Raw genomic sequence first — 15,254 nt, 5'->3', positions numbered from 1 at the left:
GTCCGCACGCCTTACACTCCCGATAGACTTCGCGCCGCGTGCCATCGGCTAGCAAATCTCGACTTGTGCGGGTGCCTAGCTTGCCGCCGCACTTGCTGCATTGTTTGAATCTGTTCACTTTTCCGCCTCCAGTAGCTCGCGTTCGTGATCGGTCAACAAATTGAGCCGGACGAGGTAGTCGCGTTGGCTTTCGTAGATCGCGTCGAAATCATCACGAATAATGAGCTGGCCGGGCAAACCAAAGTACAAGCTACAAGCATCCCGCATGGAACCAGGATGTTCTTGATCGAACTTAAGGCAGTGGGCTTGCCGCTCGGGATTATCAAACGGATGCACTCCATTTTTTCGCTGCCGTCGTTCCGGCGCGTCGAATTTCCACCACGCCCACGGTCTAGTGAATGGGCCACCATCCCCACCGGGTCGTGGTTCCTTGCGTATCCAATCGAGTAGAATTTGCTCCCTGAATATCTCCCACGCTTCACGAACTTCCGGCGCGTCCTGCCGTGTTCCCGAACGATCGCGCCCGGCTTCAGGGCTGAAACCTTGCCCCCAACCGAAGTCAAAACCCATCTCCAAGAATTTCAGGTGATGGACGGTGTATCCACTTTGCTTTCGACGTTTCACGAGTAGGTTTTTCCGTGGCATATCTCAGGCCCCTTTTCTATTTGCATTTCCGATAATTTTGGGTGGTCGCACTTGATTGTTCGCTGGCTCGGCAACATCAAGGCTCAACTCACGAACCAGTCGAGCGAACGCAATCCGCGAATCTCGTTCGATGGCGATTTCCGGTCTGGCGTGCGGAGCGCCGAAGCGGTCGTCGAACGTCAGCCCCTTTTCTTGGATCGCTTGCCGGGCTTGTTGGCCACGGTCCCACGCCTCGCCAGCAAGCGTCAGCAATCGCAGGTGGTGATCTTCCAAGCCGTCGAACTCATCGACGACGGATTGCCACCATGCTTGTGTGGCCGGTTTTAAGTGATCGGGGGGTGTGTTTTCGGTCATAGTCAAAATTCCTTTTCAACGGGGTACACAGAAAGCTGCACGGACTGGGATAATCGGCTATCCGCTTTCAACTTTGAAGCATCTTAGGACCCCCCCCTTATTCGCCGCGTGCCGTGCGTCTGCTGTGGCACGACTTGCACAAGGCTTGAAGGTTTTCAACGTCGTACTGGCGTTCCGGTGCGTCCCTGCGTGCCTCTACGTGGTGAACCTCCTCCGCTGCTGTGATGCGTCCCTTCGCTTGGCAATCAACACAAAGCGGATTCGACTGCAAGAATGTTTCTCTTAGCCGTCGCCACGGTCTGCCGCAGTAGAAAATATCTTTGGTGCGTCGCTGGTCTGCTTCCCGTCGCTGTTGCTTCCGATGTAGGTCACAACGTCCACCCTCGCCCGATCTAATCAGCGTACGGCAACCAGCAGCAGAACAACGTACTAAGGGACTACTCGCCACGGTGTACCCCCTTGCGTGCTATCGCTGTTGCCTCGACGAAAGCACGCTCATCGAACAGCTTGGCCGCCGTGGTCAGTTGCTTTGGAGCTTTGCCTAGTAGCCGCTCGATACGCTGCTCGCGGGTTTCTCTTGCACGGTCGTAGGCTTCATCGAACGGCAAAGTTCGTTGGCGGGTGGTGGTGTTCATATCGCTATCGCCTTTCCTGTTTGAGTTGATGGCAGTTCCCAGAGCCAAGCACCATCACGACCAGGAACCTTGAGTGTCTTGATTGCCAATGCTTTGCTGGCTGCACTCAGAGAATCGAAACGTATCTCAGCTTCGGCACATGCTTCCATGACTTCTTGCTCGGCTTTGGGACCATCCTTGAGCAGTTCGATGAGCAGAGCCTTAGCGCCGTTGAATTCGGCAATCTGTGTGTCGACGATCTCGGCTCTTGGGAGAATCGGCTGTGCTTCTTCCTCAGCTAAGAGTTGTGCAAATTGTTCTTGATATCGTTTATGGCGTTCAACGATCTCCGAGTATGTCGGTCTAGCCTTTGGTTTCTTCGTTTCCTGTATCTCCAAATCCTTGTCTAAAACAACACACCGCACTTGCGCAGCGAGGGTGTTGTTTTCTTTAATGCTTATAGAAGTTCTTATTAAATGTTCTTGATCATTGCGATTGCCACTTTTACAGGGGGTCGTTGCCACTTTTACAGTGGGTGGGTCGCCACTTTTACAGGGGGGCGATTGCCACTTTTCCAGTCCGGTAAGGGTATCTGTACCCTTAACTGGGTTGCCACTTTTACAGTCCGGTGTCTCGATTGGCAGAAGCTTCTCGACGGCGACATAGATTTCATCTCTGTAGCGGTGAACTTGTCCCAGTTCGTTGCGGAAAGTATCGCTGCGATCTATCTCGATGAGGCCGCTTTCGATCAACCTGCGTTTGGCTTCAATAACCGACTTCTCGGTGAGGCCGGTATCTTCGGACAACTTTTTGACCGAATAGCCCTCACGACCATGATTCGCCTCGATGCCGAGATCCAGAATCATTAAGTGCCGAGTCACAATGGCCGCGAACACAACACGCTCGCCCCACGTTGGACAGAATTCGCAGGCCCATCTCGGAAGCCGTAGGAATGGCTTACGGCGGCTGTAGGCCTGTTCTGTGAGTTCCAGGGTGTTTGTGCGTCTAACCTTGGGGATACCTGGATTGAACTTTTTACGACCGAGATTGATGAGCCACTTGTGCCGCTCCAGCTTTTCCAAATCACGATCAAGGCTTCGTGCTGGTCGACACGACTTTTCCGCGATGATCGACCGTCTCGCAAATGTCTGCCCTTTCTTATCGTCGACGGCAAGGTATAGCCCGGCGAGTGTTTGCGCAGCTTGACCGACTTGATTGACCGCAGCTTTTGACAGCATGAGGAAATCATCCTTCAGGTGATCGCCAATACGGGACCGTGAATCCTTCACGCCAAATCGCCTCCCATGTCCTCGATCATGCTGGCAAGCGTTGCACGCTCCGCAGCTTCGACCGCTTTAAGTTGGCGATAAGCCGTCGCGTCGACATGTTGCGTGATGCACTTGCGACACAAATCACGTAGCGTGCCAGGATCAATAGCATCGACCTCGACACTATCGCCCTCGAAGTCTCTCCCTGCCTTGCTAGTTCGTTTTGTCGGTCGCGTTGGCAGATCGTATTCTTTGATCTGCTCAGGAGTCACGGCCACGCGCTCAAAATGAAGCTCAACATCCGGAGCAAGTTCGCGTAGATTTTTCTCTATGCTTTTCGTGATTATCAAACCACTAGGGTCATGATCGCCGAAGTAGTACAGATAGGCTGGCTTGCCAGTCGCTCGCATGGCTTCCGCAGCGCCATACAAATAGCTAATTGATGCGAAGCCCTTGGAGACCATAAGGGGAACGTCCCACGGGTAGGTCACGTCGCTAAGGATACCGGCTATAGCATCCTTCTCTGACCAAATTTCGACGTAGGCGTCCTGATTGTCCCAAATCGCGCGGCGATAAGTCTGTTTTGTGATAGCCAGCATCTCCTCCATCGAGGAGTAAGTATCTGGCTTACGCATCCATCGGGTGTTGTCTGCAATACGGTTGTAAGGAATCGAGCCATCACGCCGCATGATCGCCAATAGACGGCAGACGGTGTTGTTATATTGGTTTTCGCACTTATCAATCACTCCACGACCGACAAGCTGATAGAAAATTTGCCGCACTGTCATCGGGTACGACAATTCGAGCACTTCGATGATCGCGGTCTTGATCGTGTCGATGTCAGCCTTTGAACGTCGATTTCGTTTTGTAAGGCATGACTCATAAAATTGTTTTCGCGCCTTAGTTGGCGGATTCTTCCGCACTTTGGTAGAATTCATTTTGCATACTCCATTCGCCCGCTACCCAAACGTCAACCTGGGTGGCGGGTTTTTTATGCGCCCGCCGGGGTGGTGAAAGAATCAGACGCCCATCGCGTCGAGCTTGGCTTCCGCCGCTTCATGGGCGGGAGTTGCGACTTGCTTCCGCTCGGACTGATAGCCGGGATTGATCGCGGCGAGAAACTCTTCGATATCTGCGTGAGTCGTGCAGGGCCGATTGCCGCACTTGAAGTGGCGAAGTTTGACGCCGTTGATGCCGTCAAACGCCCAACGGCGTACCGTGTTGATATGGGGCCGAGATGGAAAAACCTTGCAGGCTTCCGCGAATGTGACCGGTTCACGTTTCAGAATGTGCACCATGGCAATGACCTCGCAACAAAATGGTTGTTGTTGCGTTGCCGATCATGCGCACGAAAAAGGGCAGCACCGACCGACAACGCGAAAAAATCACGTAGTCGGTCAGTACCGCCCTGCCTCCGGGAACCCAAGCAAACCCGGTCGACTTGATATGCAGCCCGTGTACGGCTTAATTAGCCGCAGGCGGGCGAACAATAGGTACGGTCGTAACCCCTGCACACGGTGTAATCTTATATTGCGGTTGCCGTGTGCCAGCGAACAAATTGTTGCAGGGTTGCCGATGATTTCTGTTCACCACCGGCAACTAATTCCTGACGCCTTTGATTTTACAAAATTTTTCTTTCGTGTCAAATACTTTTGTACACTATTGACGCTCAGCCGATTTTCGCGGCGACTTCCAAACCCTTCTGCATGTCACGCTCGGCGTACACTTGCGAGATGTCGGCACTGGCATGACCTAGCAAAATCTGCGCTTCCTCGAGACCGAACTTGCTGCGAATTTCCGTGGCGGCTGAATGTCGTAGTTGATGCGGACACCAACGATGATCCGATTGCCACTTCGCTAGAGCTTCGCCTTTAAGTCCAGCCGGGGCGGGGAATGCCTTATCACAAGCGCGATGGACTGCCCGACGATAACTGGCAGTATCGTAGCGTTCGCCCGCTTGTTTCTTCGGACTGTTGACGCGATTCGTGCCAGGGCGGTTGCCACAACTCAGGGGAGTCTTACGATTCGCTGCCCGCTCGGCTTGTCGCTTTTCTTCGCTGTCACAGGGACGAAAACAGTAGGCTTGCGAGTCACGCACTAGGTATCGCAACAGAATGGCTTGAGCTTTGGGACCAATCATCACGACACGCTCTTTGCCAACGTGTTGAGTCTTGTGAGTCGCAGGACGATAAATCCAAACCTTGCCGCTACGATCAACGTCGCAGGGCCGCATTTGAACGACTTCGCCACCACGCATGGCGGTGAGCCGTTGCAGTTTCACCATATCCGCCACGACCGGCGGTAAATGCTCGAGGGTTGCATTTACATCTGCATCACTCACAGGCATGACTGGCGGCAAATCCGGGGCTTCTGTGCGCCCTTGCTTCAATCCCACGACCGACATTAAGGCGGAATGGACTGCGACGGGGATCAATTCTTCACTCGTAGCCCATTTGAACATCCGGCGAACCCGGTCGATGTTCTTATTGATGAATTTGCGAGAATGCCCGGCTTCGACCAGGGCTTCGCGGATCGTTTTGAGTCGCTTGGGTCCAAACTCTTTGGCAGGTAAATCGCTGCAATTCTGGCGAACGTGTCGCAACACTTCGCGGATCAATTCGTACTCACGACCGGGCTTGCCATCGGGTGTACGATAGTAGGTTTCCGCGTATTCAAGGTAACCCGCCATGATCATAGCGACGGTTGTGTCGTCGGTAGACTCAGGCTTTGGGTCAGTCGGCTTGCCGATTAGTTCGGCGTACCGCTCTTTGCTTTCAGGGGAACCATAGTTGCCCAACCAGATTGTTTTGCCGTCGATGCGAACGTACGCGCGATCGCCACGATTCTTGTCACGCTGACGGCAATACTTGGGGGGCTTGCTGATAGAAACGCTCGACATAGCTAGTGCCTCCTTGAATCGCAGAAAGTATCCACTTTGGATACTTTTCTTTCGAACAAGCTGCACTACCGAACGTCGGCAGGTCGTCGCAAAGGACTGATCAGCAAAGACTTAAAGAAAGTGGCGGGGGCCGGATTCGAACCGACGACCTCGAGGTTATGAGCCTCGCGAGCTACCTGGCTGCTCCACCCCGCGTCATTGAGATTTGTTATCCTAGCATGATCATCACGAATGGGAAAGTGGCACTTTTCCCGATTCACGCGGCCAAACGTTTCGGACCCCCAGACTATCGGCAATCATGCCCAAGATTTCTCGGTAGCGACTAGCCGCGCCGACCAGTTTTGCTAATCGGCACGAGCCGCACAATCGCCGGGCCACCGCTTGGCAGTGCTCGAAAGTCGCTGGTTTGGCTCTTTCTATGCCCGACAAAATCGTGGACGCTGAGTGGGTAATTCGTTTGGGAACGCAGGTCTTTGCTTGTCCAGTATTTCAGTGACTCGTAGACTGCATTGAGCGAGAATTTTTCGGCGCCTGTCCGAAAAGTGCCGCGACGGGACGGAGTGGTGGGACATGGCTAGTGCGGAGCCGCAATTAGGCGTCGGCGACGACCTGATGAAGGTCGATGCAGCTCCCGTTGTGCCTATTGTCGTTGTAAACAAACCGCCTGCTCCTCCTCCGCCACCGCCTCCCGCATCTCAATCGGATTTCAGTGATGACGACTCACTCCCGGGGCTGCCCACGCTAGGCGAACTTCTGGAAGATTCGCCGCCGTGGTTGGTGAGCGCGGTGTTTCACATGCTGGTGGTCATCATTCTGGGACTGATTGTCATCCAGCCAAACCTGCGGCAAGGATTTTCGCTGCAATTCGACACGGTCGACTCGGAGATTCCCATCGATGGTGAATTGGACATGCCGATTGGTGTGCCTGAGGGTGAAATGAATGCCTTGCTTGAGGCGGAAGCTCCTCTGGAAGTTGAGGAGCTTGCCACTGAAGCTCTGACAGTCACTGATCCACTTATTCCAATCGACTCGTTGACGGGTGAAGTCGAGCCAATTCGCTTGGCACTTTCCGGCCGCAAGTCGGGGATGCAGGAGGCGCTGTTGGGCGCGTATGGCGGAACGGGAGGAACCCAAAACGCGGTGCGAGAAGCCCTGAATTGGCTCGCGCGAAATCAGGGCCGGCAAGGGCTGTGGAGTTTGCAAGGACCCTATAAAAACGGGTCCGTGAACGAAAACGTCGAAGCCGCCACGGCGATGGCGCTGCTGGCCTTTCAAGGAGCGGGCTATACTCCGCAGAGCGATCCCGATGGTCCGTTCACCGAAACCGTCACCCGGGGTTGGAAAGCGCTTTTGAAACAACAATCCGACACGGGGAATTTCTTTCAGTCGGGGCAGGGGACCGCGCAACTTTATACGCAAGCTTTGTGCACGATTGCCATTTGCGAGCTGTACGGCATGACGCGCGATGAGCGTTATCGCAAACCAGCTCAGCTGGCCGTTGATTACTGCGTAAGTGTGCAAGCTCCCGAAGGTGGGTGGAAGTATTTCCCAGGTTCGGGGAGCGATCTCTCTGTCACGGGTTGGTTCATGATGGCTATGCAAAGCGCGCGGATGGGTGAACTGAAAGTCCCGGAAAAAACCTTGCAAGAGATCAACAAATTCCTTGATTCTGTCAGTCACGAATACGGTAGCTACTATTCCTATCAAGATAATTCTCCGCCATCCAAAAGCATGACCGCCGAAGGATTGCTCTGCCGGCAGTACTTGGGTTGGCAGCGTGATGACGACCGTTTGGTTGTTGGTGCGAATTATTTGATTGAGAACTTGCCCGATTGGGACCGTAGCGACCGCGATGCTTACTATTGGTATTACGCCACGCAGGTCTGTCACCACATGGAAGGCAAGCATTGGCAAGCTTGGAACAACGTGATGCGCGAACTGCTTCCCCAAAAGCAGGTAAAAACTGGCCGCGAACGGGGGAGTTGGGACCCCAGCGGCTTCCGTTGGAACAGCGAAGGGGGCCGGTTGTTTATCACCTGCCTGTCGACCTACATGTTGGAGGTGTATTACCGCCACCTGCCGATTTACCAGCAAGAACGAATCGGGCGACTCTAATCGCCCGATTTTCGACGGCAAACCGTAAAAAAGGTGGACATTTGCGGTTGTCTGCTGGCCAAAATTCGTACTAATTTGAGGAAATTCCGTAGGTTGCTTCAAAAAAATTGACGTAACGGCATGGCCAACTAAAGTGAATTCTGAGGCAAGGAAATCACGCTCACGATGAGCGCTCTTCCGAGAAAGGGCTTTGTCGGAACGACTGCAGCGGGCAGCTGCAATGCCAATAGGGGCTATCGCGTCGGAATCTAGACGCACGGAACGTCCCTCCAAATTGACCTAATAACGTGATGCTGCGCACCAACGTCACGATTGTGCTGGTCCTGCGCGCCATGTTTTTAAAACACTGATTACTCATCTCCGGAATGTGGGTGGACTTATGAAGAGAACCGTAGCTTGTCATTCGTTGTTGGTGGCTGTTGTTGCCTTGTCTGCTTGCTTCGTGCAACAATCCCACGCGGACATCATCCATTCGAACGTCACAGGCAATTCGGTCTGGTTCACAAACATTTCGGAAGGCTCGCCCACGGGCGATACCTTGCCGCTCTATGGTCAGCCAATTTCCGTGGCCGACCAACTGATCTTTTCGCCCACGGCCGGGTTTTCCGCGGTTTCCACAAGTGGTGGTCCCGCGAATCAAACCGACGGCAAGCTCACCTTCACGGTAGAAGCGAAGCCGGGTGCCTTCATCGACGCTTTGAACTTCGACGAAATTGGTTTGACCATTCTCAACGCCCCTTTTGGCGGCGACGCGTTCACTTCGGTTCTTGCCTTCGCCGAAATCAAAGTGTTGGAAATCAATCACGTGGGTGTCGTTGCCCCCTCTACAACGCACTTCTACAACTTTGCTCCGGATAGTTCGTTCCTGCATTCCGCCGATGCGAGTGGTCCCAGCTTCGCGACCGCGTGGGCCGGTTCGCTGCTTGTGCCGTTGCCGGTGGATGTGACGAAAGTCTTGGTGACCGTCGACAATCATCTTTATGCCGCGACCGTCGGCGTGGGCACCGGTGCCCTGATCGACAAAAAGGGTTTTAATGTGACCGTCACTCCGAGCGGTCAGCCCCACACGGTCCCCGAACCAGCGACCGTGGCCATGGGCTTGGTTTGCCTGAGCGGTTTGCTCGTGCGTCGGCAAGGCTAATCGGCCCGGCGATGAGTCTCTTCGGGAACAAAGCCTGATCACGAACTTTGTCATCTTGATCAACTTTTGCAACTTAGTCATTCCTTGAGTTGATTAAGTTGGTTGGACACAAGTAGCCCGTCATTCCCGCGCAGTGCTTGCCCTCACGAAAGTGGGGCGGGAATCCAGTCTGGAACTCCGGTCATTCTAAGAGCCTAGGCGACCGAAGAATCTAGTTTGCCATTCGTTCGCGGCCTACAGGACCATCGTCCCACAGTCCACGGTCCTACAGTCCTTCCCCCGCAGCTTTGCGAGCTTGGCCAGGTTTGCTTGGTTTGCAGCCCCCTGAGCACGCAAAGCTCGATTTTTCGCGTCTGAGTTTTTGCGTCTGGGCTGGGGTCCCAACTTTGGTGACGAAACTCCTGGGTTCTGTCACTTGGCCGTGTCGCAAGTCTTGAGATTCCAAGCCATTGCAGCAATCACACGTGCCAAAACGAGTCGAGTTTTGGACAAAACGCGCGCTCAGTGCGTTCCAAATCAGAGTCTACGATTTCGGTTTTCAAAGATCATGCCTAAAATTGGGCAAACAGAATTATCGCGATTCCAAGCAGCCGTTCAACGTCGTTTTTTGGCCGGGGTGAAAGGAGGAGGGACCAGGGGGTAGAAGAGAAATAACCACGAATTGAATGAATAGCACGAATCTATGAACCGTTTAAGCACGTTCATGTGTCGCCGTAAAGAGAAGAAGTCAGGCGTCGAATTTTAAGACTCCCGACCCCTTATCTTTTCTACTAATATCAACTGAGAAATCGATGTTTTATACACCGTTGAGAAACAAATTTATACAAGTGAGTCGCGCAATTCTGCTCATTATGTGTTTCGCTAGCTCGTGGGGAGTAGGTGTTTCCTACGCCTTGCCACCGCTCGGATTGACGCTAGTTGATCCCGTGGTTCAATCTAACCCATTCGGAATCAACTTGTCGGTCATAGACGAGTCTGCATATATCAGTGTCTCGACTGGCGTCTGGCGACTTGATGATAACCCGGGTAGCACCTTCGTTCCGATTGAACACTCCCAGTTTGGTTCGCCAGTTGGATTTAATCCCTTAACGCAAGTTATTATGGCGTTTGACGGTGAGATTTATGTCGCGGCGAATTTCGTGCAGCCTAGCAACAATAGCGCAAGTGCATTATTTAGATTGGATAGTCCTACCAATGAGCTTGTCACATGGCTAACTGCTGACTATGTTGCTGGCGTGGATCGCGATTTACGAACCTTAGGCAGAGACATAGGGGAGTTTGCCGCCGATTTTCGCGCAGATGGCTCCATCGTTCCCCTGGGTGTACCGACAGGCTGTGCTGTTGGGGTGTGTGAATCAAGCCAATATGTCGTTGATGTTACTGAAATTGGTTTTGCGTTGGGTGAAGTCGCTATTCCTGGCACGATTGGAACAGGCCCCGGCCTTTGGGCACCCGATGGTTCTGTCACCGTATTGTTGGGAGGGGGACTACTTGGCGGCAACATTGCTGATCGCCTGGAAGGCAATGGTGTGAATGTTGCTATACGCAGTGATTTCGGAGATTACAGAATACGATTAGGAGATTCCAACATTCTCTTATCGCACGATGGTAATAATAATCAGTTGCCCGAAGGCAATACGCTGGTCGCTCAAAGTGATTTCGTTGTCCTTTCTGCACCGAGTGAGGGTCAATTTTTCGGATATTACCCTGGCATCGTCCCTAACGACGCTGAAGCAGCAGTAAATCTTTTCGACATTTTCCCCGAGCTTGCTGCGATTGATATTCAACGCATTTCAGATACCTATGCTGTGAATAATCGTATTTATATGACTGTCCATGGCATTGATGGTCTTTTTCTTTTTGGTGCCCACGATCCCTCGGTGATGATTCCTGAACCAACGACATCTCTCCTTGCATCTCTGGCCACTTTATTTGGTATTAGCAGACGTACATTTCTAAGGAAGCTCGTAGGAACAATCTAAGAGTTATGCGGGTCCGTGTAGGTTGCGATTTTATTGCCGCGTTTTTTGCGTCTGAGATTAGAATAATCCCATAGCTTTTCCATAAAGTGATAATCAATATTATGTCAATTGATGACATCATCAGGTTCCGCCAGCCGATAGCTTGTGCTGCGACCGCCGCTCGAATTTTGCGCTAAAATGCCGCGAGCCAGTAGTTCTTGAATGTCGCGCAATGCCGTATCTGACGAACACTTCGCAAGCTTCACATACTTGGAAGTCGTCAAGAATCCCTCAAATCCGTTGAGCATTCGATTGATGATCGATCGTTGCCGTTCATTGACGGGTTGGCGATTAATTCGCTGCCAAAGATGAGCTTTATAAAGGACGCTGCTGAGCCCATGCTCAGCACCATCCAAGGCCCGGTCCAAGCAGGCCAAAAACCATGACAACCATCGTGTGATATCGAGATCACCGCGTTGGGCTGTCTCTAATTGCTGGTAATACTCTTTTCGCTCAGCTTCAATCTGCGACGACATGCTGTAGAAGCGATCCTTGGTATCGTCAGCTCGGGCCAGCGCCATATCCGCGATGGCTCGCGCAATTCGGCCATTACCATCTTCAAACGGGTGGATCGTGACAAACCAGAAATGGGCCACTGCCGCCTTGAGCACCGGATCAATCGACGGAGGGCTGTTAAACCACTTGATGAAACACTCCATTTCCGCTTTGAGCCGCTTGGCATCGGGGGCCCTAAAATGAACCTTCTCATGCCCGATGGGCCCTGAGACAACTTGCATCGGTCCAGCTTCCACAGGTCGCCATTGACCGACAGCGATCCGCGACATACCGCTTCGTCCCGTGGGGAATAAAGCCGAGTGCCAGCCAAATAGACGTTCTTCTGTAAGTTTGGCCGTGTAGTTCTGCGTTGCATCCAGCATCATCTCGACGACGCCTTCCACGTTTCGGCTCGCTTTAGGCAGCCCACCCACATCGAGGCCCAATCGACGGGCAATCGATGATCGCACCTCATCGGGATCGAGGGCTTCCCCTTCAATGGCCGAAGACTTGACGACATCGCTAGTGAGGACGGTTAGACTGGCTTCAGCTATGAGATCGAAGCCCAGGGCTTCCATTTTTCCCAGGAGCCGCCCCTGTTTGTGCCGTACTTTGGCCAAGGGGCTGGCGAGTTTTTCGCTATCCCATTCAACTTCCGGCCAGCCCGGTATTTCGTGTATATAAGCCATTATTCGCCGCACCTTATGCGGTGAATGTAGCACCTATTCGCCGCATGGGCAACAATTTTAAGGCATACATGCGGTGAATAGCGGCCTTAATCGCCGCAGAAAAGACAAGTGGTCAAAAGAAATGGAGTAGGGGGGTCGTAAAATTTGACCAAGTGCCCCGAGAAGGTTGTCTGGCACATTTGAAAGTTGTGCCAAATTGAGGATCAATGCGAACAACGAATCGCTATCTATTTGCCATAAAAATTGGCATTAACGCACGTGGTTCATAACTCAGAAAAACATAACCCACGGAACAGCATTTTGTCAGACAAAGAAAGCAATAATGACACTTCAGTAGAAGCTGAGGCGGCTCTGCCCAGCAGTCGCAACAGCAGCACTAGTGCCCCGCCTTGCGTATTTCTCTCCCTAAATTGCAACAACGCCCGATTGAGCGAAAACCGGCCCGCGATTAGCTTGGGAGAGTCGGCCAATTGGGCCGCTTTTCGTACTTCTCTTTGTCCTAACGCAACGCCAAGCGGTGAGCGGAACTCCGCGTGGTCGCGGCATCTGTTCTGTTTCGAGGCGTGCCATCGGTATGAAGAATCGCTATCTCTTTGTCGTAGTGGCTCTGAGCGGGCTGATGCCGTCCTTCGGCTATGGCCAACTCCCCGCCTTTTCGGGGGCTGAGGGTCCAGGGGCGACTGCATCGGGCGGGCGTGGGGGCGATGTCTACCATGTCACGAATCTGGAATTCGATAAGGACGGCCTCATTCCTGGCAGCTTCAAGTATGGGATCAATAATGCGCCTGCCGCTGGGCGCACGATCGTGTTCGACGTGGGGGGAACGATCTTTCAGAACGGCGGCGGGTCGAGTTGGTGGTTCCGTTCTGGTAAGAGCAATATCACCGTGGCTGGGCAAACTGCGCCGGGAGCAGGTGTCACGATCGCGGGGGTGGCAACGAAGTTCACCGGCGACAACGTCATACTGCGAAACATCACGGTGCGGCCGGGGAAGGACCCGGTGAATCCCACGAGCTTTACTTACGACGCGTTTAGTTTGCAGCTTACGAATTCCGTGGTTGACCATGTGACGGCAAGTTGGTTCACCGACGAAGGGATTTCGCAGACCGACGCGGGGGCTAATTCAACGATTCAGTATTCGTTGATCAATGAGGGGCTCAATTATAACGGACATTCGTACGGTTCGATCATTGCGACGGAAGTCGATGGCGCTCAGGCGTCATATCACCACAACTTGTATGCGCACAACAACTCGCGTATGCCACGGTTGGGAAGCGTGACGGGAGCAACCGGTGCCGTCACGAATATGGCCAACAATGTGTTCTATAACTGGGTCAATCGAGCCGGCTACTCGGGAACGGATCAAAACAGCAGCACGAACTTTTTGAACAATTACTACATCAAAGGGAATAACAACGGGCAGACGATCTTCACAGGGGGAGACGACGCCACCCCCACGGGCACGACGAAGATCTACGAGAATGGCGGGAACAAACGCGATCTCGATAAAGACGGCACCTTTGATGGCACGGTGTTCAACAGAACGTCGGGGAGCCCCACGGCTTTTGCCGGCACACAGGTGTTTGTGAACGAAGCTTTTCCAGTTGCTGGAACATCGGTTTTAGAAACGGCCGACGTGGCACTTCAGCGCGTGCTTGACTATGGCGGGGCGAACTGGACCAACCGCAATCCAATCGATGAACGGATCGTGCAGAGCGTGCGCACGGGGACGGGCAGCGTAATCAACGACCTTACGACCGGAGTTCAGGCCACGGAATGGTCGACGGTTTTGTCGCAAGTCGCCAGCGGTGGTGTGGCTCCTTTTACCCGCGCTGCGAATTGGGATACCGACCAAGACGGCATGCCTGACCATTGGGAACAGCATCACGGGCTGGATGCCAATGTGGCGAACAACAATGCCGACTTCGATAACGACGGCTACAGCGACCTAGAAGAATATCTCAACGAGATATCGGCGTGGCCCGCCGCGACACCCATTGAGTTCAAAAATGATCTGGCCAACGGGCGTTTTGCCAACATTCAAAACTGGGAAGTCAAAGGCCAGCAAGTCAACATCGCGGGGCAGGGGATAGTCACGCCGACGTCGTATTGGCAGCCGTCAAAGTTTGATTCGGCCGTGATCAACAACGGCACTGTCGTGGTCGACGCCGTCGGGCAACACGCGGGCAATGTCATTTTGGCAATGAACCCGGGTGACAACGCAACGCTCAATATCACCAATGGTTGGCTCCATGTCGAAGATGCTCCTTACGGCATGAGCGATGGCACCACGGTGATTGGCGATAACAATTCGGCTACGGCTGTGCTGAATCTTTCCGGCGGCAAGCTCACAACGAAGACGATGTTGAAAGGTTCGGGCGGCACGTTTAACTTCACGGGTGGCGTGCTCAGTGCCGAGACGGTGGGATTCACGCTCACGAATAATGGTGGCACGATCGCGCCGGGCAACAGTCCTGGCGTGACTCACGTGATGGGGGACCTCACGATGAACAGCGGCGCAATTGAGATCGAGATCGCTGGGAATGCAGCAAACGAATACGACGCCGTGTGGGTGGATGGCACGCTCGCGGCGGGTGGGTCGCTGAATGTGCTGCTCGATGATTATTCGCCCCTTGAGGGTGACGTTTTTGAGATTTTCAGTTTCAGCCTCGCAACGAGTGAATTCGATCTTAATCTGCCAGCACTAGCGAACGGTCTGGCTTGGGATTCTTCGGATTTGCTCGTTAGTGGGGCTTTATCAGTCGTCGCTGCAGTTGCTCAAGACGGCGATTTCGACGGCGACGGCGACGTTGATGGCCGCGATTTTCTCATGTGGCAACGGGGTGAGACGAACGAACCTCACAGCCCGACCGAGCTGGAGCAGTGGCAGAATGGTTACAACGCTGGGCAACTTGCCGCTTCAACGGCGGTGCCTGAACCAAGTTCTTTAATGGTGGTAATGGGACTGTTGATCGGTGGGATTTGCAGACGCGGTGGAGCAGCTAAAGGATAG

Annotated in this window: 13 protein-coding genes and 1 tRNA gene; 4 read left to right on the top strand and 10 right to left on the bottom strand. The window is 53.4% G+C overall.

Features of this window, described 5'->3' with window-relative positions; translation table 11 throughout:
* Positions 1 to 114: 114 nt before the first annotated feature.
* The 9 genes from SH678x_RS12050 to SH678x_RS12010 all read right to left on the bottom strand — a co-directional run bounded on the left by SH678x_RS12050 (position 115) and on the right by SH678x_RS12010 (position 5,975).
* The gene (locus SH678x_RS12050) at positions 115 to 624 is read right to left on the bottom strand and encodes a hypothetical protein (RefSeq protein ID WP_496918695.1); all 510 of its coding nucleotides are present in this window, start codon (positions 622 to 624) and stop codon (positions 115 to 117) included.
* 24 nt (positions 625 to 648) lie between these two features.
* The gene (locus tag SH678x_RS12045; RefSeq protein ID WP_496918694.1) at positions 649 to 999 is read right to left on the bottom strand and encodes a hypothetical protein; all 351 of its coding nucleotides are present in this window, start codon (positions 997 to 999) and stop codon (positions 649 to 651) included.
* A 97-nt stretch (positions 1,000 to 1,096) separates the two neighbouring features.
* Positions 1,097 to 1,447, bottom strand: coding sequence for an HNH endonuclease (locus SH678x_RS12040; RefSeq protein WP_496918693.1), 351 nt, complete (start codon positions 1,445 to 1,447; stop codon positions 1,097 to 1,099).
* Entirely contained in the window at positions 1,437 to 1,634 is a 198-nt protein-coding gene (locus SH678x_RS12035) for a hypothetical protein (protein ID WP_496918692.1), read from the bottom strand. The genes SH678x_RS12040 and SH678x_RS12035 overlap by 11 nt, the downstream gene beginning before the upstream one ends.
* On the bottom strand, positions 1,631 to 2,695 hold the full coding sequence (locus SH678x_RS12030) for a hypothetical protein (protein WP_496918691.1): 1,065 nt from the start codon (positions 2,693 to 2,695) through the stop codon (positions 1,631 to 1,633). Before SH678x_RS12030 ends, SH678x_RS12035 begins: the two co-directional genes overlap by 4 nt.
* 203 nt (positions 2,696 to 2,898) lie before the next feature.
* Positions 2,899 to 3,819, bottom strand: coding sequence for a hypothetical protein (locus tag SH678x_RS12025; RefSeq protein WP_496918690.1), 921 nt, complete (start codon positions 3,817 to 3,819; stop codon positions 2,899 to 2,901).
* An 81-nt stretch (positions 3,820 to 3,900) separates the two neighbouring features.
* A complete protein-coding gene (locus SH678x_RS12020) occupies positions 3,901 to 4,179 on the bottom strand; it encodes a DUF1580 domain-containing protein (RefSeq protein ID WP_496918689.1) in 279 nt (92 codons plus the stop codon).
* A gap of 371 nt (positions 4,180 to 4,550) precedes the next feature.
* Positions 4,551 to 5,780 carry a tyrosine-type recombinase/integrase gene (locus SH678x_RS12015; RefSeq protein WP_496918688.1) on the bottom strand — a complete coding sequence of 410 codons (1,230 nt, stop codon included), beginning with the start codon at positions 5,778 to 5,780 and terminating at the stop codon, positions 4,551 to 4,553.
* Positions 5,781 to 5,901: 121 nt separating this feature from the next.
* Positions 5,902 to 5,975, bottom strand: a tRNA-Met gene (locus SH678x_RS12010).
* A gap of 375 nt (positions 5,976 to 6,350) precedes the next feature.
* Here SH678x_RS12010 and SH678x_RS12005 point away from each other — a divergent pair.
* The 3 genes from SH678x_RS12005 (at position 6,351) to SH678x_RS11995 (ending at position 11,018) form a co-directional block, all read left to right on the top strand.
* Entirely contained in the window at positions 6,351 to 7,895 is a 1,545-nt protein-coding gene (locus tag SH678x_RS12005) for a prenyltransferase/squalene oxidase repeat-containing protein (RefSeq protein ID WP_496918687.1), read from the top strand.
* A gap of 379 nt (positions 7,896 to 8,274) precedes the next feature.
* Positions 8,275 to 9,036: a hypothetical protein gene (locus SH678x_RS12000; protein ID WP_496918686.1), complete on the top strand. Its 762-nt coding sequence runs from the start codon at positions 8,275 to 8,277 to the stop codon at positions 9,034 to 9,036.
* A 791-nt stretch (positions 9,037 to 9,827) separates the two neighbouring features.
* Positions 9,828 to 11,018, top strand: a complete 1,191-nt coding sequence (locus SH678x_RS11995) for a hypothetical protein (RefSeq protein ID WP_496918685.1) — start codon at positions 9,828 to 9,830, stop codon at positions 11,016 to 11,018.
* 104 nt (positions 11,019 to 11,122) lie between these two features.
* On the opposite strand, the gene SH678x_RS11990 is transcribed toward SH678x_RS11995, so the two are convergent.
* Positions 11,123 to 12,241, bottom strand: coding sequence for a Fic family protein (locus tag SH678x_RS11990; protein ID WP_496918684.1), 1,119 nt, complete (start codon positions 12,239 to 12,241; stop codon positions 11,123 to 11,125).
* A 574-nt stretch (positions 12,242 to 12,815) separates the two neighbouring features.
* Here SH678x_RS11990 and SH678x_RS11985 point away from each other — a divergent pair.
* Positions 12,816 to 15,254, top strand: a complete 2,439-nt coding sequence (locus SH678x_RS11985) for a hypothetical protein (RefSeq protein WP_496918683.1) — start codon at positions 12,816 to 12,818, stop codon at positions 15,252 to 15,254.

The organism is Bythopirellula superficialaquae (assembly GCF_059632245.1).
The sequence above is the reverse complement of the archived record's forward strand: the minus strand, read 5'-3'. Positions and strand labels throughout refer to the sequence as shown.

What these genes read in the sequence shown, in the direction of transcription:
- SH678x_RS12045 (WP_496918694.1), bottom strand. Translation starts at nt 999, where the DNA reads ATGACCGAAAACACACCCCCCGATCACTTAAAACCGGCCACACAAGCA.
- SH678x_RS12035 (WP_496918692.1), bottom strand. Translation starts at nt 1,634, where the DNA reads ATGAACACCACCACCCGCCAACGAACTTTGCCGTTCGATGAAGCCTAC.
- SH678x_RS12025 (WP_496918690.1), bottom strand. Translation starts at nt 3,819, where the DNA reads ATGAATTCTACCAAAGTGCGGAAGAATCCGCCAACTAAGGCGCGAAAA.
- SH678x_RS12020 (WP_496918689.1), bottom strand. Translation starts at nt 4,179, where the DNA reads ATGGTGCACATTCTGAAACGTGAACCGGTCACATTCGCGGAAGCCTGC.
- SH678x_RS12015 (WP_496918688.1), bottom strand. Translation starts at nt 5,780, where the DNA reads ATGTCGAGCGTTTCTATCAGCAAGCCCCCCAAGTATTGCCGTCAGCGT.
- SH678x_RS12005 (WP_496918687.1), top strand. Translation starts at nt 6,351, where the DNA reads ATGGCTAGTGCGGAGCCGCAATTAGGCGTCGGCGACGACCTGATGAAG.
- SH678x_RS12000 (WP_496918686.1), top strand. Translation starts at nt 8,275, where the DNA reads ATGAAGAGAACCGTAGCTTGTCATTCGTTGTTGGTGGCTGTTGTTGCC.
- SH678x_RS11995 (WP_496918685.1), top strand. Translation starts at nt 9,828, where the DNA reads ATGTTTTATACACCGTTGAGAAACAAATTTATACAAGTGAGTCGCGCA.
- SH678x_RS11990 (WP_496918684.1), bottom strand. Translation starts at nt 12,241, where the DNA reads ATGGCTTATATACACGAAATACCGGGCTGGCCGGAAGTTGAATGGGAT.
- SH678x_RS11985 (WP_496918683.1), top strand. Translation starts at nt 12,816, where the DNA reads ATGAAGAATCGCTATCTCTTTGTCGTAGTGGCTCTGAGCGGGCTGATG.